The organism is Intrasporangium flavum (assembly GCF_001956915.1).
Lineage (GTDB): Bacteria > Actinomycetota > Actinomycetes > Actinomycetales > Dermatophilaceae > Monashia > Monashia flava.
In genome coordinates this window covers 1-19,278 of the sequence record NZ_MLJO01000006.1, presented here as the reverse complement: position 1 = coordinate 19,278, position 19,278 = coordinate 1, and the positions used below count along the sequence as shown (strand labels likewise).

At 74.6% G+C, this 19,278-nt stretch carries 18 protein-coding genes; 4 read left to right on the top strand and 14 right to left on the bottom strand.

Annotated elements, in window-relative coordinates:
- Positions 1-4 precede the first annotated feature (4 nt).
- Genes BIV28_RS05465 through BIV28_RS05440 form a run of 6 tightly spaced genes read right to left on the bottom strand, consistent with a single transcriptional unit; the run spans position 5 to position 6,142 of the window.
- Positions 5-1,108 carry an ATP-binding protein gene (locus tag BIV28_RS05465; protein WP_076260018.1) on the bottom strand — a complete coding sequence of 368 codons (1,104 nt, stop codon included), beginning with the start codon at positions 1,106-1,108 and terminating at the stop codon, positions 5-7.
- Positions 1,105-2,622, bottom strand: a complete 1,518-nt coding sequence (locus BIV28_RS05460; protein WP_076260016.1) for a DUF5691 domain-containing protein — start codon at positions 2,620-2,622, stop codon at positions 1,105-1,107. The genes BIV28_RS05465 and BIV28_RS05460 overlap by 4 nt, the downstream gene beginning before the upstream one ends.
- Positions 2,619-3,995, bottom strand: coding sequence for an SWIM zinc finger family protein (locus BIV28_RS05455; protein WP_076260015.1), 1,377 nt, complete (start codon positions 3,993-3,995; stop codon positions 2,619-2,621). Before BIV28_RS05455 ends, BIV28_RS05460 begins: the two co-directional genes overlap by 4 nt.
- A gap of 57 nt (positions 3,996-4,052) precedes the next feature.
- Positions 4,053-4,580 carry a glycine cleavage system transcriptional repressor gene (locus BIV28_RS05450; RefSeq protein WP_076260013.1) on the bottom strand — a complete coding sequence of 176 codons (528 nt, stop codon included), beginning with the start codon at positions 4,578-4,580 and terminating at the stop codon, positions 4,053-4,055.
- A gap of 9 nt (positions 4,581-4,589) precedes the next feature.
- Complete coding sequence (locus tag BIV28_RS05445; RefSeq protein WP_076260012.1) at positions 4,590-5,639, bottom strand: succinylglutamate desuccinylase/aspartoacylase family protein; 1,050 nt, start codon at positions 5,637-5,639, stop codon at positions 4,590-4,592.
- Positions 5,639-6,142 carry an ATP-dependent zinc protease family protein gene (locus BIV28_RS05440; RefSeq protein ID WP_076260010.1) on the bottom strand — a complete coding sequence of 168 codons (504 nt, stop codon included), beginning with the start codon at positions 6,140-6,142 and terminating at the stop codon, positions 5,639-5,641. Before BIV28_RS05440 ends, BIV28_RS05445 begins: the two co-directional genes overlap by 1 nt.
- Here BIV28_RS05440 and BIV28_RS05435 point away from each other — a divergent pair.
- Complete coding sequence (locus tag BIV28_RS05435) at positions 6,141-7,382, top strand: RimK family alpha-L-glutamate ligase (RefSeq protein ID WP_076260009.1); 1,242 nt, start codon at positions 6,141-6,143, stop codon at positions 7,380-7,382. The two genes, BIV28_RS05440 and BIV28_RS05435, sit on opposite strands and share 2 nt — an antisense overlap.
- On the opposite strand, the gene BIV28_RS05430 is transcribed toward BIV28_RS05435, so the two are convergent.
- Positions 7,324-8,547, bottom strand: a complete 1,224-nt coding sequence (locus tag BIV28_RS05430; RefSeq protein ID WP_076260007.1) for an MFS transporter — start codon at positions 8,545-8,547, stop codon at positions 7,324-7,326. The genes BIV28_RS05435 and BIV28_RS05430 overlap by 59 nt on opposite strands.
- Positions 8,548-8,618: 71 nt before the next feature.
- On the opposite strand from BIV28_RS05430, the gene BIV28_RS05425 reads away from it, so the two are divergent.
- On the top strand, positions 8,619-9,536 hold the full coding sequence (locus BIV28_RS05425; protein ID WP_076260006.1) for a LysR family transcriptional regulator: 918 nt from the start codon (positions 8,619-8,621) through the stop codon (positions 9,534-9,536).
- Here the strand turns inward: BIV28_RS05425 and BIV28_RS05420 are convergent.
- The 5 genes from BIV28_RS05420 to BIV28_RS05400 form a co-directional block, all read right to left on the bottom strand.
- Positions 9,520-9,726: a hypothetical protein gene (locus tag BIV28_RS05420; protein ID WP_076260004.1), complete on the bottom strand. Its 207-nt coding sequence runs from the start codon at positions 9,724-9,726 to the stop codon at positions 9,520-9,522. The genes BIV28_RS05425 and BIV28_RS05420 overlap by 17 nt on opposite strands.
- A 41-nt stretch (positions 9,727-9,767) precedes the next feature.
- Positions 9,768-10,448, bottom strand: a complete 681-nt coding sequence (locus BIV28_RS05415) for a cobalamin B12-binding domain-containing protein (RefSeq protein WP_083707069.1) — start codon at positions 10,446-10,448, stop codon at positions 9,768-9,770.
- Between the two features lie 219 nt (positions 10,449-10,667).
- A complete protein-coding gene (locus BIV28_RS05410) occupies positions 10,668-10,988 on the bottom strand; it encodes a DUF2853 family protein (RefSeq protein WP_076260001.1) in 321 nt (106 codons plus the stop codon).
- 88 nt (positions 10,989-11,076) lie between these two features.
- Positions 11,077-12,102 carry a peptidoglycan-binding protein gene (locus BIV28_RS05405; protein ID WP_076259999.1) on the bottom strand — a complete coding sequence of 342 codons (1,026 nt, stop codon included), beginning with the start codon at positions 12,100-12,102 and terminating at the stop codon, positions 11,077-11,079.
- An 89-nt stretch (positions 12,103-12,191) separates the two neighbouring features.
- The gene (locus BIV28_RS05400) at positions 12,192-13,163 is read right to left on the bottom strand and encodes an ArsR/SmtB family transcription factor (protein ID WP_076259997.1); all 972 of its coding nucleotides are present in this window, start codon (positions 13,161-13,163) and stop codon (positions 12,192-12,194) included.
- A 67-nt stretch (positions 13,164-13,230) separates the two neighbouring features.
- Here BIV28_RS05400 and BIV28_RS05395 point away from each other — a divergent pair, with 67 nt between their 5' ends.
- Positions 13,231-14,475, top strand: coding sequence for an MFS transporter (locus tag BIV28_RS05395; protein ID WP_076259996.1), 1,245 nt, complete (start codon positions 13,231-13,233; stop codon positions 14,473-14,475).
- On the opposite strand, the gene BIV28_RS05390 is transcribed toward BIV28_RS05395, so the two are convergent.
- Positions 14,426-14,872: a MarR family winged helix-turn-helix transcriptional regulator gene (locus BIV28_RS05390; RefSeq protein WP_076259994.1), complete on the bottom strand. Its 447-nt coding sequence runs from the start codon at positions 14,870-14,872 to the stop codon at positions 14,426-14,428. The genes BIV28_RS05395 and BIV28_RS05390 overlap by 50 nt on opposite strands.
- 23 nt (positions 14,873-14,895) lie before the next feature.
- On the opposite strand from BIV28_RS05390, the gene BIV28_RS05385 reads away from it, so the two are divergent.
- A complete protein-coding gene (locus tag BIV28_RS05385) occupies positions 14,896-16,764 on the top strand; it encodes an MFS transporter (protein ID WP_083707068.1) in 1,869 nt (622 codons plus the stop codon).
- A 13-nt stretch (positions 16,765-16,777) separates the two neighbouring features.
- On the opposite strand, the gene BIV28_RS20405 is transcribed toward BIV28_RS05385, so the two are convergent.
- The coding region (locus BIV28_RS20405) for a helix-turn-helix transcriptional regulator (protein ID WP_076259991.1) at positions 16,778-19,278 on the bottom strand (2,501 nt) is incomplete at its 5' end.

Sequence of the window (19,278 nt, the reverse complement as noted above, 5' to 3'; positions counted from 1 at the left end):
CCGCTCAGCCGAGCTCGCGGCAGGCGCGGTAGAGGTCGGTCCACTCGCGACGGTCCTTGACGACGGTCTCGAGGTACTCCTGCCAGACGATGCGGTCCTGGACCGGGTCCTTGACGACTGCACCGACGAGCCCCGCCGCGACGTCCTCGGCCCGCACGACGCCGTCGCCGAAGTGGGCGGCGAGCGACAGGCCGTTCGTCATGACCGAGATCGCCTCGGCCGTCGACAGCGTCGCGGACGGCGACTTGACCGTGGTGCGCTGGTCGGCGGTGACGCCGGAGCGCAGCTCGCGGAACACCTGCACGACCCGCTCGATCTCGGCCAGCGACTCGAGCTCGGCGGGCAGCTGCAGGCTCTGCCCGAGCGACGCGACGCGCGTGCGGACGATCTCAACCTCCTGGTCGAGGCTGTCGGGCAGCGGCAGGACGACGGTGTTGAAGCGTCGCTTGAGGGCCGAGGAGAGGTCGTTGACGCCCTTGTCGCGGTTGTTCGCCGTGGCGATGACGTTGAAGCCGGGCCGGGCCTGCACCTCGGAGTCGAGCTCGGGGACCGGGAGCGTCTTCTCGGACAGGATCGTGATGAGGGAGTCCTGCACGTCGGCGGGGATGCGCGTCAGCTCCTCGATGCGCACGAGCGCGCCGGTCTCCATGGCGCGCATGACCGGGCTCGGCACGAGGGCGCCACGGGTCGGGCCCTCGGCGAGGAGCCGGGCGTAGTTCCAGCCGTAGCGCAGCGACTCCTCGGGCGTGCCCGCGGTGCCCTGCACGACGAGCGTCGACGCGCCGCTGATCGCGGCGGCGAGGTGCTCGCCGACCCACGTCTTGGCCGTGCCCGGCACCCCGAGCAGCAGCAGCGCCCGGTCGGTGGCGAGGGAGGCGACCGCGACCTCCATGAGCCGCCGCGACCCGAGGTACTTCGGCGCGATCTCGGTGCCGTCGGGCAGGGTGCCGCCGAGCAGGTAGGTGGTGACGGCCCACGGCGACAGGCGCCAGCTCGGCGGGCGGGGCCGGTCGTCGGCCGCGGCGAGCGCCGCCAGCTCGGACGCGTAGGCGTCTTCGGCGTGCGCGCGCAGGACGTCGGGGGTCGTCGCTTCGGTGGTGTCGGTCATCGGAACGCCTCGCTGATCGATCGCTTGACGGAGTGGAACTGGAGCAGGTTGCGCAGGTGGGTGGCCAGGGCCCGGTCGGCGTCGCCGAGCGCGCGCTGCCAGCGCTCGAGGGCATCGAGGGCGGCGGGGTGCAGCCCGGCGACGAGGTGCGGCATCGCGTACGACACGAGGGTCGAGGCGGTGCGGGCCTGTCGCAGGCGGCCGACGAGGGCGACGCTCGTGTCCGGCGACCACGGCGCGTCGAGCGTCGCGATGGCGCCGACGACCTCGCCGACCTTGTCGCCGGACGCCTTGACGCGGTCGAGGACGACGGCCTCCCGCTCGGCGCGGGGGAGGGCCGGGACGAGCGCCGCGTCCCAGCCGCGGCGCAGCAGGGCCGCGGCCCAGACGGCGTCGCGACGGGCGGTCACCGCGCGGCGCAGGCCGAGCAGGGCGTCGTCGTCGGCGAGGCGGCCGAGCGTCGTGGCGACGTCGGCCCCCGTGGTGTCGGTCCACACCTCGAGGGGCGCACCCGCCACGATGCGCTCGAGCCACCAGCCGCGCGCGGACCGACGCGGCGGCGGCTTGCCGAGGCCGTCACGTCTCCCGGCGACGTCGGGCTCGTCGGGCAGCGTCACCTCGAGCCCGCGCCGCAGCATGCCGGTGGTGTGCACCAGGGGCCGGAGTCGCTCGGCCATCCGGGCCGCCCGCGCCGACCCGGGGAGGCCGTCGAGCAGGTCGGCGGCGACGTCGCGCACTCCGGCGGAGCGGTCGTCGAGGGCCCGTTCGAGCAGCGGTTCGTCGGCCGGGCCGAGGCCGACGCGGAACGCCTCGAGGTGGGCGCGGCGGTCGCGGGCGGCGTCGGTGGACCAGGTGGACTCGACGAGGTGGCGGGCGGCGTCGGGGTCGCGGGCCCGGAGCGAGGCGACGACCGGCACGCGCTCGGCCGAGGGCAGGCGGGCCCAGTCGTCGGGGTCGATGTCGGGCTCGGCCGACACGTCGGCGCCGGCCGCGGCGTCGATGACCCAGGACCAGTCGGGCCGCTGCCCGGCGAGCCAGAGCCCGCGCTCGTCGACGACCCGGGCCGCGACGCGTCGCAGCGACCGCTGGGCCGTGGCGAGGTCGAGGAGGGTCGGCAGCAGGGCGTGCGGCACGCGGTGGCCGCCGGCGTCGCACTCGCGCAGCCAGTGGATCAGCAGGGCCGGACGCTGCTGGGCGCCGGCGGGCGGCTGGGTCATGACGAGCTCGAGCAGCTGCACCGCGAGCCGCGACGCCTCGGGCCGCGCGTCCGCCGGCGCGGTCGGCGGGGTGTCGGCCGGGTGGGACACCCGCCCCGACTGCAGGGCCGCGGCGCCGAGCGCAGCGGCGTCGAGGAGGGCGGCCTCACGGGGAGCGTCGCCCGACGCGTCGGGGCGTCGGACGCCGAGGACGTCGAGCGTCGGGGCGCTGCGGCGGGCCGTGCCGACGAGGGCGGCGTTGCCGACCTCGCGCCACCAGGCGTCGAATCCCGTTGGGGTCGTGGGGTGCTCGGTCACAGCGCAACCGCCTCACCGCGCTGGACGATGGTGAGGGGCCGGAAGCGTCCGTGGTCGAGCTCGCCGAAGACGTCGGTGGGGTGGCCCCCGGTGCGTGCGAGCAGCGCCCACACGTCTGCGTCGGTGGTGAGCCGGATGCCGGCGCCGGACGGGTCGACGGCACGGGCGACGGGCGGCGGAGCGTCGGTGCCGGAGCGCGCGCCCCGGGTCGGACCGGCGGCCTCCACGCCGACGCGGACGGCGGCCAGCCCCACGGGGACGCGCCGGGTCCACGGGTTCGCGGCCCACACCCGGGCCGCCCACGCGTGCGCTGCGTCGACGTCGGTGCCGCCCGGCAGCGTCCCCTCGGTGGCGACGGGCGCGGGCTCGTCGACGAACAGCGCCCGCCGGACGCCGCGGCCCGGGTAGCGCGCGACGGTGGCGTCGAGGACCGAGCCGGCGAGGCGGGCGACGGGCAACGACTGCGTGCCGGCGGCGAAGTCGAGCACGACGACGGTCTCGCCGGAGGTGGCGCCGCGCAGCCAGGTGCGCTGCTGCTGGAGGCGTCCGTCGTCGGTGCGGTGGGCGCCGAGGACGGTCCAGCGGTCGGGCAGGGCGTCGCCGGCGCGGACGGTGTCGGTGGGCACCGACCAGCCGAGGTAGGTGCGCAGGTCGCCGAGCTCGTCGGGCTCGAGGGTGTCGCGCCCCGCCCAGGCGCGCGTGGCGGTCCACCAGCGGCCCAGCGCGAGCAGGAGACGCTCGGACCAGTCGGCGCGCCAGGCCACCTCGCTGCCGACGGAGCGGACGTCGTCGGCGACGCCGGGCAGCTGGGCGTCGACGAGGCGGGCCGCCGTGGTCTCCCACCACGCCTGCGGCTGGCGCCGGGCGGTGGCGGTGCCGCTGCGGACGAGGTCGCCGAGCCAGCGGGAGAAGTCGTCCATGCCGCTGGACATGAGGGTGAGCCGGTCCTCGAGGCGCCTGGCCTGGGCGTCGGGGTCGGGGGCCTTGCCGGCCCGCGCCTCGGCCCGGGCGTCGCGGGCGGCACCGCGGGCGGCACCGCGGGCGGCGCGCTCGGCGGCCCACTCCTGCGCGAAGCCGGCGGCCTCCTCGACGTCGGCGACCGAGCCCGACCCGTCGACCCAGAGCAGCAGCAGAGCGAGGCCGTGCTTGCACGGGAACTTGCGGCTCGGGCACGAGCAGCGGAACGCCGGCCCGGCGAGGTCGACGCTCACCTGGTACGGCGTCCGGCCCGAGCCCTGGCACTTGCCCCAGACGAGCGTCTCGGTGGAGCCGGTGTCGCTCCACGGCCCCGGGCGCGCGAGCCTGCGGGCCGCCGCCAGCGACGCGTCGTCGGGGGCCAGCCCGGCCACCTGCGCCGGAGTCCATCGGGTCATGACGGGCACATCATGACCGAGAACGCGGACAGAGGGGGCCGGTCCGGGTGGGTCGGGTCAGTCCTCGTGCAGGTCGAGGTCGACGAGCAGCTCGGTGGCGAGGCGCTCGAGGTCGGCGCGCAGGTCGGCGAGCTCGGTGGAGGCCGGCACCTCGACGACGACGTGCGCCTCGAAGAGCAGGCCGCCGGCCATCGGCGCCTCGCGGGTGCCGGTGGTGATCGTCTCGATGGAGAGGTCGTGCCGGCTCAGCACCGAGGACACCTCGCGCACGATGCCGGGGCGGTCGTTGCCGAGCAGGTGCAGCGTCAGGCGCCGCGCGGGCTCGGCGGGCGTGGCGTCGGCGGACGCGTCCGCGCCGGGGTGGGCGGCGACCTCGAGGAGGCCGTCGAGGCCGCGGAGCGAGGTGGTCAGCTCGTCGCGGCGCGCGTCGGGCACGGTGACGACGACGATCCCGGCGAACTTGCCGGCGAGCTCGGCCATCTGGCCCTGCTCCCAGTTGCCGTCGTGCGCGGAGACGACGTCGGCCAGGGCCGAGACGAGTCCGGCGCGGTCGTCGCCGATGACGGTGAGCACGAGACGGGCCATGACCGCAGCCTAGTCAGCCGGCGCGGCGTCGGTCGCCTCCGGCAGCAGCGGCGTCTCGGTCGGGTCCGGGGGCAGCTCGACGGCCATGTCGGGCGTCGGGTGGTCCTCCTCGACCTCGCCGATGTGGATGATGGCGTCGCCGCGGTTGAGCAGCGGCGCGTGCGTGCGGCCGATGACGATGCCGGGCCGGTCGGCCCGCACGAGGCGGACGCGTCGGCCGAAGGAGTCCGACAGCCCGCCGAGCCGGTCGCCGGGCTGCACCCGCTGCCCGAGCGTCGCCTCGAGCTGGAGGATGCCGCTGCCCGCGGCGCGCACCCAGCCGCTGGAGCGGCACACGAGGCTCGGCGCGGGCTCCGGCTCGTCGATCGCGTCGATCATGCCGAGCCGTGCCAGCACCCGCCGCACGCCGACGACGCCGGCCTCGATGGCCCACTCGTCGAACCGCCACGACTCGCCGCCCTCGTAGAGCAGCACCGTCGACCCGCGCTCGCGCGCCGCCGCCCGGAGCGAGCCGTCGCGCAGCTTCGCGTGGTAGACCACGGGCGCCCCGAAGGCGCTCGCGAGCTCGAGGGTGCGCGGGTCGTCGAGGTCGGCTCGGATCTGCGGGAGGTTGCTGCGCCGGTCGGCGCCGGTGTGCAGGTCGATGCCGACGTCGCCCTTGGCCACGACCTCGGTCATGAGCAGGTGGGCGATGCGCCCGGCCAGCGACCCGCGCGCCGAGCCGGGGAAGGCCCGGTTGAGGTCGCGGCGGTCGGGCAGGTACCGCTCGCCGGTCTGGAAGCCGAGCACGTTGACGATCGGCACGGCGATGACGGTGCCGACGAGCGAGCTCGGGCGCAGCGAGGCGAGGACCCGGCGCACGACCTCGACGCCGACCACCTCGTCGCCGTGGATCGCGGCGGTCAGCCACACGGTCGGGCCGTCGGTGCGGCCGTGGACGACGCGCACCGGCAGGCTGACCTCGGCCCCGGTGACAAGGCGCGTGATCGGCAGCCCGACCTCACGCGTCGAGCCGGGGCGCACGCGGACGGCGCCGATCGCGAACGACGGTCGGGGCATCAGCGTCCTCGGTTCCTGCGTCGGACGGCGAGCGGGGGCCGCTCGCCGAGGTAGGAGCGTCCCGAGTCGACGAGGAAGCCCTGGCGCAGGGCCTCGCGCCCCACGAGCATCCGGAAGCCCATCTCGTCACGGTCGGTCAGCGACACCTCGGCCGTCACGGTGCGGCCGACGAGGCCGACGTCGAGCAGGACGATGAACCGCTCCTCGGCGTGTCCCGACGACGAGCGCACCGAGCGCCGGTCGTGGACCGGGCGCTCGACGACGGCGGCGTCGGACTCGGACCGCTGCCACGGGTGGATCGAGAAGCGCACCCAGTCGCTGCCGTCGCGCTCGAACTCGACCACGTCGAAGGCGTGGATCGACGAGGACCGGGCGCCGGTGTCGAGCTTGGCCTTGACCCACTCGACATCGCACCCGGGCAGAGTCACCCATTCCCGCCAACCGGCGAGAGTGCTTGAATGTGGCGGCCCGGACACCCGACCATCCTTGCAGGCATCCTCCATGAAACTTGCGATCCTCTCCCGCGCCCCGCGCGCCTACTCCACGCAGCGGCTCAAGACCGCTGCCCTGTCACGCGGCCACGAGGTCAAGGTGCTCAACACCTTGAGGTTCGCGATCGACCTGTCCGGGCCCGAGCCCGACCTGGTCTTCCGCGGCCGGCCGCTGTCCGACTACGACGCGATCCTCCCGCGCATCGGCAACTCGATCACGTACTTCGGCACCGCCGTGGTGCGCCAGTTCGAGCAGATGGACGTCTACACGCCCAACACGGCCAACGGCATCAGCAACGCCCGCGACAAGCTCCGTGCCACGCAGATCCTCTCGCGCCACGGGATCGGCATGCCCGCAACGACATTCGTGCGCAACCGTGCCGACGTGCGGCCCGCCATCGAGCGCGTCGGCGGCGCCCCCGTGGTCATCAAGCTGCTCGAGGGCACGCAGGGCATCGGCGTCATCCTCGCCCCGGAGATCAAGATCGCCGAGGCGATCATCGAGACGCTGCACAGCACCAAGCAGAACGTCCTGATCCAGAGCTTCGTCAAGGAGAGCAAGGGCCGCGACATCCGCGCGCTCGTCGTCGGCGACCGCGTCGTCGCAGCGATGCGTCGCAGCGCCGAGGGCGACGAGTTCCGCTCCAACGTGCACCGGGGCGGACGCGTCGAACCCGTCGAGCTGACAAAGGAGTTCGAGGAGGCGGCGGTCCGGTCGGCGCAGATCATGGGCCTGCGCGTGGCCGGTGTCGACATGCTCGAGGGCAACGACGGCCCGCTCGTCATGGAGGTAAACTCCTCGCCGGGCCTCGAGGGCATCGAGCGCGCCACGAAGCTCGACGTCGCCGGCGCGATCATCGACCACATCGCCAACCAGGTGGCCTTCCCGGAGATCGACGTGCGCCAGCGGCTCACGGTCTCCACCGGCTACGGCGTCGCCGAGCTCGTCGTGCACACCGGCGCCGACCTCGTCGGCAAGACGATCAGCGAGTCCGGCCTCGACGAGCGCGACATCCAGGTGCTGACGCTGCACCGCGGCACCGCGGTGATCCCCAACCCGCGCCGGCGCACCGAGCTGCAGGCCGAGGACCGGCTGCTGTGCTTCGGCCGGCTCGAGGAGATGCGCTCGATGATCCCCGAGCGACGACGCCGTCGTACCAAGGTGCGTCGCCTGCCGAAGGAGCCGATGCTGATCACCCGCACCGACGCTCCGGCGTCGGTCGCACCGCCCGCGGCACCCGCAGCGCGCTGAGCGCCACGCCGAGCGCGACGACCGCCAGCGTCACGACCGACGCCACCACGCCGGCCCAGCCGCGTCCGGACCATGCGTACCCGAGCAGCCAGCCGACGACGGCCGACCCGCTGTAGTAGGCGACGTTGTAGAGCGCCGTGGCCTGGGCGCGTCCGGTCGTGGCCCGGGCGCCGACCCAGGCCGACGCGGTGGCGTGGGCGGCGAAGAAGCCCGCCGTGAAGACGAGCAGCCCGGCCACGACGATGACGAGCGCGCCCGAGAGCGTGGCCACCGCTCCGGCGACCATCGTCGCCGTGCCGCCGACGAGGACGGCGCGACGGCCGAACCGCGGCACGAGGCGCCCGGTGAGCCGCGAGCTGACGGTGCCGGCCGCGTACGCCGCGAAGATGAGCGAGCCGATCGTCGCCGGCAGGGCGAACTCCGGGCCCTCGAGCCGGAAGGCGAGGTAGTTGTACACCGCGACGAAGCCGCCCATGAGTAGCGCGCCCTGGGCGTAGAGGGCGAGCAGCCACGGGTCGCGGACGCTGGTGCGGACGCCGGCGAGCACGACGGCCAGCGTGGCCCGGCCGGTCGGGGCCCAGCCACGGGCGCGCGGCATGAGGCGCAGGAAGACCGCCGACGCCACGGCGCAGAGGGCGGCGACCGCGAGCAGCGCACCCCGCCAGCCGATGACGCCGGCGAGCGGCCCGGCGACGAGGCGCCCGGTCATGCCGCCCACCGTCGTGCCGGAGATGTAGGCGGCCGCCGCGGCCGCCGTGTGCGACGCATGGACCTCGTCGTGGAGGTAGGTGACGGCGAGCGCGGGCAGGCCGCCGAGGGCCATCCCCTCGACGAGCCGGAGGCCGAGCAGCGCCGGCAGGTTCGGGGCGAGCGCGACGGCGACGCCGAGCAGCGTCGAGGCGATGATCGCGACCTGCATGGCGCGCAGGCGTCCCACCCGGTCGGCGACCCACGACCACGGAAGCACGGCGAGGGCGACGCCGAGCGTCGCGACCGACACCGACAGCGCGGCCTCGGCGGCGTCGACACCCAGGCCACGGGCCAGCGTCGGCAGCAGGCCCTGCGGCGAGTAGAGCTGGGCGAAGGTCGCGATGCCCGCCGCGCCGAGCCCGACGAGGATGCGCCGGTACTCGCGGCTGTCGGGCAGGTGGCCGTCCCAGGTCATGACCCCGACGCTAGGAGGCGTCGGCGCAGAGCACCAATGCATGTCAGGATCGCCAGTCATACGCTGAGTGCATGAGTGTGGACCGACGGGCCGTCGCCGCCCTGCTGCCCGTCCTCGTCACCGTCGCCGAGGTCGGGCAGGTCACGACCGCCGCCGCCGTGCTCGGACTGCCGCAGCCGACCGTCAGCCGAGCCCTCGCCCGCCTGGGCACGCTGCTCGGTACGCCGGTCGTGGAGCGGCAGGGCCGCGGCATCGCCCTGACCGCGGCCGGTCGGGCGCTGCTGCCGCACGCCCGCGACGCCGTCGCCGCGCTCGACCGCGGGGTCGACGTCGTCACCCGGTCGACGCTCGTCGGGCACGGCACCGTGGCCCTGACCTTCCAGACGCTGCTCGGCGAGGTGGTCGTGCCCGCGCTGATCCGCCGCTTCCGCGACCAGTGGCCCGGCGTCGGCTTCGACCTGTCGCAGGGTGCCCGTGCCAAGTGCCTCGACGAGCTCGAGGCCGGACGCGCCACGGTCGCGCTCGTCGCGTCCCCGCCGGACCAGCCGGGCGTGTCGACGACGGTGCTCTACGACGAGCCGCTCGTCGTGGCCGTGCACCGCACGCACCCGGCCGCCGCGACCGCGTCGGTCACCGTGGACGCGCTCGCCGGCGACGACGTCATCGTGCTCAAGACCGGGTTCGGCCTCCGCGGTCGCGTCGAGGAGATCTGGGCCGACGCCGGGGCCGACCTGCGGGTCGGGTTCGAGGCCGAGGACGTCCACACGGCCCGGGGCCTGGTCGCCGCGGGCCTCGGCGTCGCCGTGCTGCCGGCCTTCGCGCCCGAGGGCGACGTCGTGCCGGTCGGCCTCGACCACCCGCAGGCCCAGCGGACGATCGGGGCCATGGTGCGCAACCCGGCGCACGACCCGACGGTCACCGCCTTCGAGGAGTTCGTCGCCCGGTCCGGGCGCTCGGTCGCGCTGGCGGCCCTCAACCGGAGAAGCTGATCACCAGGGCCACGAGGCCCCCGACGAGCGCCGCGGCCACGGCGATGCCGGCGACGGCCAGGGCCACCCTCGGGTCGCGTCGGTCGAGGACGGGAGCGAGCGGCTCGGGGGCCGCGTCGGTGAGGGAATCGGGGGCCGCGTCGACCGCCTCGCCGCTCAGGGCGTCTGCGAGCGTCTCTTCGGGACTCATGGGCCGCGAGCCTAGTCCGGCACGGCGCGAGGAGGAAAGACCTACACCGCAGTGGATTCCGCGTCGTCGACCCCCGGGGCGACCGGTGCGTATCCTTCGTCGACGACGCGCGCGGCCTGCACCGGGTCGCCGTCGAGCCAGACCGCGTCGCACAGCTCGGCGACCTCGGAGGATGCACCTGCCGCCCCCACGTAGACGGTCGTCGTCCGGGCGAGGCGGCGCAGGGCGGGGGCGTGCGCCGCGAACGCGGTGGGTCGCAGGGCCGACACCACGACGGCGTCGGGCAGCACGGTGCGGCACGCGAGCGAGAGCTCGGCCGTCGGCGTGTTGGCGCCGAGGTAGCAGACCTGCCAGCCGAGCCGCGAGAGCGTCAGCGCGGCGGCCATGAGCCCGAACTCGTGGTGCTCCCCGGGCAGGCAGGCCAGGACCACCAGGGGGCGCCGGGCCGTGACCTCCTCCGCGGCGTCCTGCATGAGCAGGGACAGCCGCGAGCGCAGGACGTTGCTCGCGAAGTGCTCCTGGGCGACGCCGATCCGCCCGTTCTCCCACCGCTGGCCGACGGCCCGGAGGTAGGGCAGCACCACCTCGCTCAGCGCGTGCTCGACGTCGAGCTCGGCGAAGACGTCAGCGAGGACGCGGTGGCCGCCGGCCTCGTCGAAGGCCTCGAGGGTCTGTTCCAGCTGCTCCACCCGGGTCGCGGGGAGCGTGCGGTCTGCCGACATGTGGGGGGTGCCCCTTCCGGGGTGGTAGTGCGGGCGTCAGGCCAACGTACCCAGCCCCGGGCGGCTCAGACAGCCTGCGCGCCACCGGTCGGCGACCGTGACCGAAACGTGTCGTCGGGCCCGCGCCGGGGACACCCAGAGCCGGCCGCGCGCGCAGGAGTGAGCTGCGGCGCACGGCCGGATCGTTCTGTGTGACAGAGGTTTTCGGACCCTCGTGGTTCAGCGGAAGAGGTCGAGCTTTCCGTACTTCTCGGCGAGGAGGTAGTAGACGGTGACGCGGTTCTTCGTGCGGTCCGCGCTCATGGTCTTGCCGACCTCGGCGAGCGCGGCGTCGAGGTCGGCGTCGGAGTCGGTGAGCCCGAGCTTCTTCTTCATGAAGCCGTCCCGGACCCGGTCGGTCTCCGACGCGTCGCTGAACGACACGAGCGCGGAGTCGCGCTTCTGGAGTGCGATGCCGCAGTGTCGGACGATGCCCTTGATCGCGGCGTCGTCGGCGTTCGGCGAGTACTTCCTGACGTCTGCTGCCCAGTCTTCTGCCATGTGCCCTGCCCTTCTCCATCGATGGACGGCGACACGCGTGACGCTAGTCCTGCCGAGGGCCGGGTGGTGGTGAACGGACGGCGAACTCTCAGGCCGTCAGCTTGGCCCAGGTGCGCGTACCGACGACGCCGTCGGCGGTGAGGCCGTGGGTGGACTGGTAGGCCTGCGTCTTCGTCGCCGTCATCGACCCGAAGACGCCGTCGGCCGTGAGGCTGTAGCCGCGGTGGGTCAGCAGCTTCTGTGCGGCGACGACGGCCTGGCCCTTCGAGCCGCGCTGGACGGTGACGACGAGGGCGGTCCACGTCTTCGGCCCGACGACGCCGTCGGCGACGAGCTTGCGCGAGGACTGGAAGGCCTTGACCTTGCTCTCGGTGCCGGCGCCGAAGACGCCGTCGACGGTGAGCGAGTAGCCGCGCTGGCGCAGCAGGTGCTGGATCGCCGTGGTGCGGAAGCCGCTGGCGCCGCGCTTGACCGTGGTCCAGGCGATCGGCGCGGGAGTCGGGGTGCTGCCGCCGCCGATCTTCTTGACCAGCTGGGCGATCCGCGGGTCGCCCGGACGCACGTTGATCTCGAAGTGCATCTCGTCCTTGCGGCCCGAGTAGTCGCCGCCCCAGCGGACGACGCCGTTGCACGAGGCGACGATGGCGTGGATCTTCGAGCGCTGCGCGGACGAGAAGGTGCCCGACTTGCCGAGCGGGTGGCGCGGGGCGTTGCAGTCGATGGCGGTGCCGCTCGAGTGGTTCGACAGGCTCGTGCTGCCGGAGATGACGCGGTAGCTGTGGCCCCAGCACCAGCCCTTGACGAGCGCCTCGACCTCGCGGTCGAACCGGCCCGCGACGTAGGCGAGGATCGTGTGCACCTGGCCGCTGCGGACGCCGGCGGGGAAGGTGACGCCACCGACCGTGAGGCCGACGATCGGGATCTGCGAGGTCGAGCCGGCCGGCCAGCCGTTCTGCGAGGTGGCGGCGCTCGCGGCGGTCGCGGTGGCGGCGACGAGGCCGCCGCCGAGGAGGAGGCCGCCCGCGCCGCGGATCAGCGTCCGCCGGCCGACGCCCTCGGTGAGCGGCGAGGCCGCCGCGCCGGTGCTGCCGAGGTCTTCGTGGAGCTCACACATGACTACCCCTGTGTTCCGTGTGGTGGAGGGCAGGTGCTCCTGCCCGCGCCGACGCTAGGGGCCCTCGGGCCGCACGTACATGGGGAGAACTACCCGGCGCCGGACGCGACGAGGGCGTCACCGAGAGCCGTGCGCCAGTAGAGGACCTCACGTCCCGAGCGGCGTCGGAGCACGACGCCGGCGGCGAGGAGCACCTTGAGGTGGTCGCCGACCGTCCCGAGCGCCATCCCCGTCGTGGCAGCGAGTCCCGTCGTGCTGCTGGGGGACTCGAGGGCGACGAGCAGGCTGGCGCGCGAGCGGCCGACGAGCCGTTCGAGGCCGTCGGGGGCGCCGGCGTCGACGCGGGCGAGCGCGCCGGTGACGGGGTAGTACACGGCGTACCGACGCGGCAGCAGCCACCCGACCCACCGCGCCTTGTGGTTGACCGGCACGAAGAAGAGGTCGGCGTCATCGGGCAGGACGCGCGAGGGCAGGTCGTAGTGGTTGATCCGCAGGTGGCCGTCGCCGACCCACTCGCGGTCGCGGCCGAGATCGCGGACGACGGCGGCCCAGCCCTGGGAGGCGAGGCGTGAGGTACGGGCGACGACGTCGGCGCGCAGGATGCGCTCGCGGCGTGCCCAGTCGGTGGCGAGGACGTGCGTCCACACCCACTCGAGGAGGTCGGCGGCGTGCTCGGTGACGCCGTCGCGGAGCAGCACGTCGGGCAGGTGGCCGGTCGGCGAGCTCTCGGCGAGGCACGTGCGCAGGTGGTCGTCGCCGAGGTCGCGCACGTCGTCGAGCTCCTCGGCGAAGGTGCGGGTGCCCGACGTGGGCGCGACCGGGGGCAGGCAGAGCCAGTCCGAGATCCACTGCGGCCGCCAGCTGTGGTCGAGGACCACCTGCCGCACCGGGTGTGCGTCGAGCATGGCGCGGAAGGCCTCGCCGTGGGCGGCTGCGAGGGCCCGCCCCTCGGGGTCGGACGGGCGGACGAGGTCGTTGAGGGCGCCGACGGTCTCGATGCGCGGCGAGACGACGAACCGGCTCCGCGCGAGCAGGTCGGCCGAGATCTGCCAGGTCCCCACACCCACCACCTTTCGCCTCGAACCGAAACATTAGCGCCGAGGCGCCGGCGTCGGGCACCGTGTGCCGGTGCAGACGTACCGACAGCTGTTCGCCGTGCCCGAGTTCCGTGTCCTCTTCCTCGTCCAGTGCCTCAACATCGGCGCGTACTCCGTCGCGTCGCTCGCGCTCGGGACCATCACGTACGCCGCCACCGGATCGCCCGTGCTCACCGCGCTGTCGATGTTCGGCGCGCCGCTCATGCGGATCGTCGGCCAGACGCTCTTCGGCTCCGGGTCCGACCTCGTGCGGCCGCGCACCGCCCTCGTCCTCGTCACGAGCACGACGCTCGTCTCCGACCTGCTCCAGGCGATCCCCGGCCTGCCCTGGGGCTGGCGCTTCGTGCTCCTCGCGGTCGGCCCGCTCATCACCTCGGCCCTCGGCGGCAGCATGATGGCGCTCGTCTCCGACATCCTGCCGCCCGACGGCTTCATCCTCGGCCGGGCCACGATGAACATCGCCGTCGGCGGCATGCAGATCGTCGGCTACGGCATCGGCGGCCTGCTCCTCATCGCCTTTTCGACGACCCAGCTCTTCCTCGGTGCCGCCGGGGCCCTTCTCGTCGCCGTGCTGCTGCTGCGCCTCGGACTCTCCGACCACCCGCCACGGCACGCCGGCGCCTCCATCGTGAAGCGCACCCGCGAGGTCAACCGCCGCCTCCTCGGCTCCCGGGTCGTCCGACCGATCTACCTGACGCTCTGGGTGCCCAACGGCCTCATCGTCGGCTGCGAGGCGCTCTTCGTACCGTTCGCGGGCGAGCGCGCCGGTTACCTCTTCGCGGTCACCGCCGCAGGCATGCTCATCGGCGATGTCGTGGTCGGGCGGTTCCTGTCGATCCCGCTGCGGGACAAGCTGATCGGGCCGCTTCGGCTGCTGCTCGCGGTGCCCTACCTGGCGTTCTTCGTCGTGCCCTCGCTGCCCCTCGCCGCCGCGCTCGCGTTCGTCGCGTCGGCGGGCTACTCCGCCAGCCTGCCGCTGCAGGAACGACTCGTCACCCACACCGACGCCGAGGCGCGCGGCCAGGTGTTCGGCCTGCAGGGCACCGGCCTCATGGTCGGCCAGGCCGTCGGCGCCCTCCTCGGTGGCACGGTCGCGAGCGCCCTCGGCGTCGGCCCGGACGCCGCGGCCCGGGCCATGGGGGTCATGGCCGTCGCGTCTGTCGTCGTGTCGGTCGCGCTGACGCCCGGGCTGCGTCGGTCGCGCCCCGGCGCCGACGTCGCCGACGTCACTCCCGCGCGTCGGCCATCCGGAGGAGCAGCTCGCTCGCGCGCCTGAGCACCTCGCGGTCGGCGTCGTCGAGGACGCCGAGGTGGCCGGAGATCCACGCGTCGCGCTGCCCGCGGGCAGCCACCGAGAGCCGCGCGCCCTCCTCGGTCGCGGCGATGAGCACGCGTCGGCCGTCGGCGGCGTCGCGGACCCGTTCGGCGTACCCGCTCGAGGTGAGGCGGTTGACCGTCTGGCTCATCGACGCCGGAGTGACGCGGTAGAAGTCGCTGAGGTCGGTGAGGGAGAAGGGGCCGTACTTCTCGACGCGCGCCAGCACCTCGAGCGCGCCGTCGCCGAGGTCGCCGGGCGGGCGCTCGGACCGGATCCGCGTGTAGAAGCGGCTCACCGCCCGTTTGACGGCCAGGACGAGCTCGGCATCCGACCCGGCACTTGATCTGCGCGTCACAAGTGCTTAGTGTACCTAAAGAAATGGTTAGGGTTACTAAGGATCTCCTGCGTCGCCGCGCCCCGCGCGACCGGTCGGGCTTCGACCGCCGGCTCGTCGCGCCCATGGTGCTCGGGTCGGTCCTCAACCCCGTCAACAGCTCGATCATCGCCATCTCGCTCGTCCCGATCGGGCGCGACCTCGGCGCCGCCCCGGCGCAGACCGCCTGGCTCATCTCGTCGCTCTACGTCGCCACGGCCATCGGGCAGCCCGTCGTGGGCCGGCTCGTCGACCGCTTCGGTCCCCGCGCGCCCTACCTCGTCGGCACGGCGATGGTCGGCGCGGCCGGCGTGCTGGGCATGGTGGCGCCCGGCCTCGGCTGGCTCGTCGTGGCCCGGGTGGTGCTCGGCCTCGGCACGTGCGCCGGCTACCCGGCCTCGATGCACCTGATCCGCCGCGAGGCCGAGCGCACCGGCCAGGACTCCCCGAACGGCATCCTGACGACGCTCGCCGTGGCCAACCAGACCGTGGCCGTCATCGGCCCCACCCTCGGCGGCCTGCTCATCGGCGTCGGCGGCTGGCGCGCGACCTTCGCCGTCAACGTCCCGCTGTCGGTCGCCTGCCTCGTGCTCGGCGCGACCCGCCTGCCGCGCGGCACCGGAGCGCTCGGGGTGTCCAGGGCGCCCCGACGGGAGCCGACGCGACCGGGCCGACGCGACCCGCTGGGCCCGCTCGGCGTGGTCCGCGGCAACCGTCCGCTCGGGCTCACCTACGTGCGGATGCTGCTGACCGCCGTCGTCAGCTACTCGGTCCTCTACGGCTTCACCCAGTGGCTCGAGGAGGGCCGCGGGCTCGAGCCGTCGCAGGCCGGGCTGCTGCTCCTGCCCATGTTCGGCACGGCGATCATCGTGTCGACGCTGACCGGGCGTCACGCCGCCGTGCGCGGCAAGCTCATGGTCGGCGGCACGCTGCAGGTCGTCGCCGCGGTGCTCATGCTGCTGCTCGGCGGGCACAGCGCCGTGTGGCTGCTCGTCGTCGTCGTGCTGCTGCTCGGGGTGCCGCAGGGGCTGCTCAACCTCGCCAACCAGAACGCCGTGTACCACCAGGCCGACCCTCAGCGGCTCGGTGCCTCGGCCGGCCTGCTGCGCACCTTCATGTACGTCGGCGCCGTCCTCGCGTCCGCCGCCACCGGGCACTTCCTCGGCGCGTCCGCCGACAGCGACGGGCTGCACGAGATCGCCGTCTTCGCCGCGGTGGCCGCCGCCCTCATGCTCGCCGTCACCCTCGCCGACCGGTCGCTGACCGCGATCGGCCGCCCTCGACAAGAAGGAGAACCCGTGCCGCTCAGCACCCTCGACCCGACCCCCGCCCTCGTCGTCATCGACCTGCAGAAGGGCATCCTCGCCGTCCCGGCCGCCCACGACCTCGACGCCGTCGTGCGCCGCAGCGGCGACCTCGCCGCGGCCTTCCGCGCCCGCGGCCTGCCCGTCGTGCTCGTCAACGTGACCGGTGGCGCTCCGGGCCGCACCGACGCGCAGCAGGCCGGGGCGCCCCGCCCCGCTTTCGGCGCCGACTTCGCCGAGCTCGTGGCGGAGCTCGACGTGCAGCCCGAGGACGAGCTCGTCACGAAGCAGACGTGGGGAGCCTTCACCGGCACGTCGCTCGAGTCGTACCTGCGCGACCGCGGCGTCACCCAGGTCGTGCTCACCGGCGTCGCGACGAGCGCCGGGGTCGAGTCCACGGCGCGCTTCGCCCACGAGCTCGGCTTCAACGTCGTCCTCGTGTCCGACGCGATGAGCGACCGCAGCGCCGCGGCCCACGACCACTCCGTGTCACACGTCTTCCCCCGCATCGGGGAGGTCACGACGACCGAGGAGCTGCTCGCCGCGCTCCCCGAGCCGGCCCGTCCCTGAGTCGAGTCCGCCGCTAGCCGACGAGCCCGCGGCGCCGCGCGATGGCCGCGGCCTCGGTGCGGCCGCTCGCGCCGAGCTTGGCCAGCAGGTTGGACACGTGCACCGAGACCGTCTTGGTGCTGATGAACAGCTGCTTGCCGATCTGCCCGTTGGTGAGGCCCCGCGCGAGCAGCTCGAGCACCTCCTGCTCGCGGGCCGTCAGGGCCGCCGAGCCGGAGGGTCGTGACCCGGCCTCCGCCGGGAACGTTCGGTCGAGCTCGGCGAGCAGCGGTTGGGCACCGAGACGCGTCGCCACCTCCCGCGCGGCGGCCGCCTCCTGCCGGGCGGCGGCGTCGTCGCCGACGGCGTGGAGGGCGGCGGCGAGCCGGGCCCGTGACCGGGCGGTCTCGTACACGTGGCCGTAGCGCTCGAACGCCGAGACGCTCGTGCGCCAGGCCGCCACGAGGTCGTCCCCGGCGGGCGGGTCGTCGAGGTCGGTGGCGCGCCGCAGCCGCAGGGCCTCGGCCTCGGCGCGCGCCAGCCAGGCCCACGTCTCGCGGCTCGTGCGCTCGAGGTCGCTGGCTTCGGACCGCTCGAACTTCGGCCGGCTGGCGCGCTCGACGGCGGGCTTGAGGCCACCGATGCGCCGGGCCCGGGTGAGGAGCCGCTCGGTCAGGGCGACCATCCGGTCGCGGACGGCGGGGTCGGCGACCGGTGCCGCCGCTGCGGCCTGGCCGCCGACGAGGGCGGCGAGCCGAACCACCGCGTGGTACTCGCCCCACGCGGCGTCGAGCCGGCCGAGGGCGTCCTCGACGAGGTCGACGAGCTCGTCCGGTCGACCGGCGTCGCCGAGGAGGTCGATGCCGGGCATCACCGACAGCACGACGGCGAGGCCGTCGTAGGGCCACCAGCGCCGCAGCCGCGCGAAGAGGTCGGCGTCGACGGACTCGCCGCGGCCCGCGTCGACGTGCAGCCTCGCCCCGGTGAAGATCGTGCCGCCCGGCTCGGGCGCCGGCGCCTCGCCGAGGTCGAGACGCCGGAGCGCGCCGTCCCAGTCGCCGAGCTCGTAGGCCGTGAGCCCGCCGAGCATCCGGCACTCCTGGCCCCACGGTGCCCACTCGCGGTTCATCCGGCGGGCCAGCTCGGCCCCGGCGTCGTAGCGCTCGAGCGCGAGCGGGAGGTCGCCCCGCCGGTGCGCCAGGGAGGCGAGCTGGTGCTGGGCGCGCAGGCGCAGCGGGTCGTCGGCGTCGAGCCCGGCGATGACGCCGCGCAGGTGCTCCTCGACGGCGTCGAGGTCCTCCTGCACCTCGAGCACGCGGGCCTGGATGGTGCGCACGACGGCGAGCTGGCCGGTCAGGCCGAGCTTCTCGGCGAGCACCGAGACCTCGTCGCCGACGACCGACGCGTCGATCCACAGCCCGAGGTCGATGAGGGCCTGCAGCCGGGCCGACAGGACGCGGACGCGACGCTCGTCGGGCGTCGGCGGCTCGACGAGGGCCAGCGCCTCGTCGGTGAGCGCCACGAAGTCGAGCGGCACGTCGAGGTTGCGGCCGACGTGGACGAGGGCGGCGAGCAGGTCGGCGCGCAGCTCGGGACGCTGGGCCCGCCCGGGGTGGGCGAGCCGGTCGCGGAGCAGGTCGACGGCCCGGACGGAGTCGCCGGCCACGGCCGCGGCCTCCGAGGCACGGAGCGTGACCTCGTCGCGCTGCGGGTCGTCCTCGTCGAGCCACTCGAGCGCCCGCTCGAGGTGCAGGAGCGCGTCCTGGGGGCCGCCCATCCTCATGGCGGACTCCGCGGCGCGCCGGCTCGCGGCGACGGCGGTGGTGAGGTCGCCGACGGCGGCCGCGTGCCGGGCCAGCTCGGAGGCCGGGGCCAGCCCGGGGTGCTCGGCGAGCACCGACGCGTACGCCCGGTGCAGGCGCAGCCGCTCGCCGGGCAGGAGCGAGTCGGCGACCGTCTCGCCGAGGAGCGCGTGCCGGAACGTGTACGCCGGCGGCCAGCGGGTCTCGAGGACGTGGTGCTCGACCGCGGCCGCGAGCGCGGCCTCGAGCTCGGCGTCGGGGAGGTCGACGACGCGGGCGAGCAGCTCGTGGCCGAGGTAGACCCCGCCCTTGAGGGCGATGGCTCGCAGGACGCGCTGGGCGGTGTCGTCGAGCTGCTCGACGCGGGCGCGCAGCACCCGGCTCAGGCCACCGGTCAGCGCCTGGCCGGCGGCGGCGCTCGCGACGAGCTCCTCGGCGAAGAACGGGTTGCCCTGGGCGCGGTGGGCGATCTCGTCGGCGGTGCCGGTGTCGGTGGGCGCGCCCTCGAGGTGGGCGACGATCTCACGGACGGCGTCGTCGGGCAGCGGGGCGAGCTCGATGCGCTCGAGCCCCGCGATGCGGGCCCAGACGGCGAGCGTCTCGTGGAGCGGGTGGCGGCGGTGCAGGTCGTCGGAGCGGTAGGTGACGACGAGCGATACGTCGGTGGAGAACCCGCGCGTCAGCAGCACGGTCATCAGGTCTCGCGAGGAGTGGTCGGCCCAGTGGGCGTCCT

Bases quoted from the DNA above. Each gene is read 5' to 3' on its own strand.
- BIV28_RS05465 (WP_076260018.1), bottom strand. From the start codon at position 1,108: ATGACCGACACCACCGAAGCGACGACCCCCGACGTCCTGCGCGCGCAC.
- BIV28_RS05455 (WP_076260015.1), bottom strand. From the start codon at position 3,995: ATGACCCGATGGACTCCGGCGCAGGTGGCCGGGCTGGCCCCCGACGAC.
- BIV28_RS05450 (WP_076260013.1), bottom strand. From the start codon at position 4,580: ATGGCCCGTCTCGTGCTCACCGTCATCGGCGACGACCGCGCCGGACTC.
- BIV28_RS05445 (WP_076260012.1), bottom strand. From the start codon at position 5,639: ATGCCCCGACCGTCGTTCGCGATCGGCGCCGTCCGCGTGCGCCCCGGC.
- BIV28_RS05435 (WP_076260009.1), top strand. From the start codon at position 6,141: ATGAAACTTGCGATCCTCTCCCGCGCCCCGCGCGCCTACTCCACGCAG.
- BIV28_RS05440 (WP_076260010.1), bottom strand. From the start codon at position 6,142: ATGGAGGATGCCTGCAAGGATGGTCGGGTGTCCGGGCCGCCACATTCA.
- BIV28_RS05430 (WP_076260007.1), bottom strand. From the start codon at position 8,547: ATGACCTGGGACGGCCACCTGCCCGACAGCCGCGAGTACCGGCGCATC.
- BIV28_RS05425 (WP_076260006.1), top strand. From the start codon at position 8,619: ATGAGTGTGGACCGACGGGCCGTCGCCGCCCTGCTGCCCGTCCTCGTC.
- BIV28_RS05420 (WP_076260004.1), bottom strand. From the start codon at position 9,726: ATGAGTCCCGAAGAGACGCTCGCAGACGCCCTGAGCGGCGAGGCGGTC.
- BIV28_RS05415 (WP_083707069.1), bottom strand. From the start codon at position 10,448: ATGTCGGCAGACCGCACGCTCCCCGCGACCCGGGTGGAGCAGCTGGAA.
- BIV28_RS05410 (WP_076260001.1), bottom strand. From the start codon at position 10,988: ATGGCAGAAGACTGGGCAGCAGACGTCAGGAAGTACTCGCCGAACGCC.
- BIV28_RS05405 (WP_076259999.1), bottom strand. From the start codon at position 12,102: ATGTGTGAGCTCCACGAAGACCTCGGCAGCACCGGCGCGGCGGCCTCG.
- BIV28_RS05385 (WP_083707068.1), top strand. From the start codon at position 14,896: ATGGTTAGGGTTACTAAGGATCTCCTGCGTCGCCGCGCCCCGCGCGAC.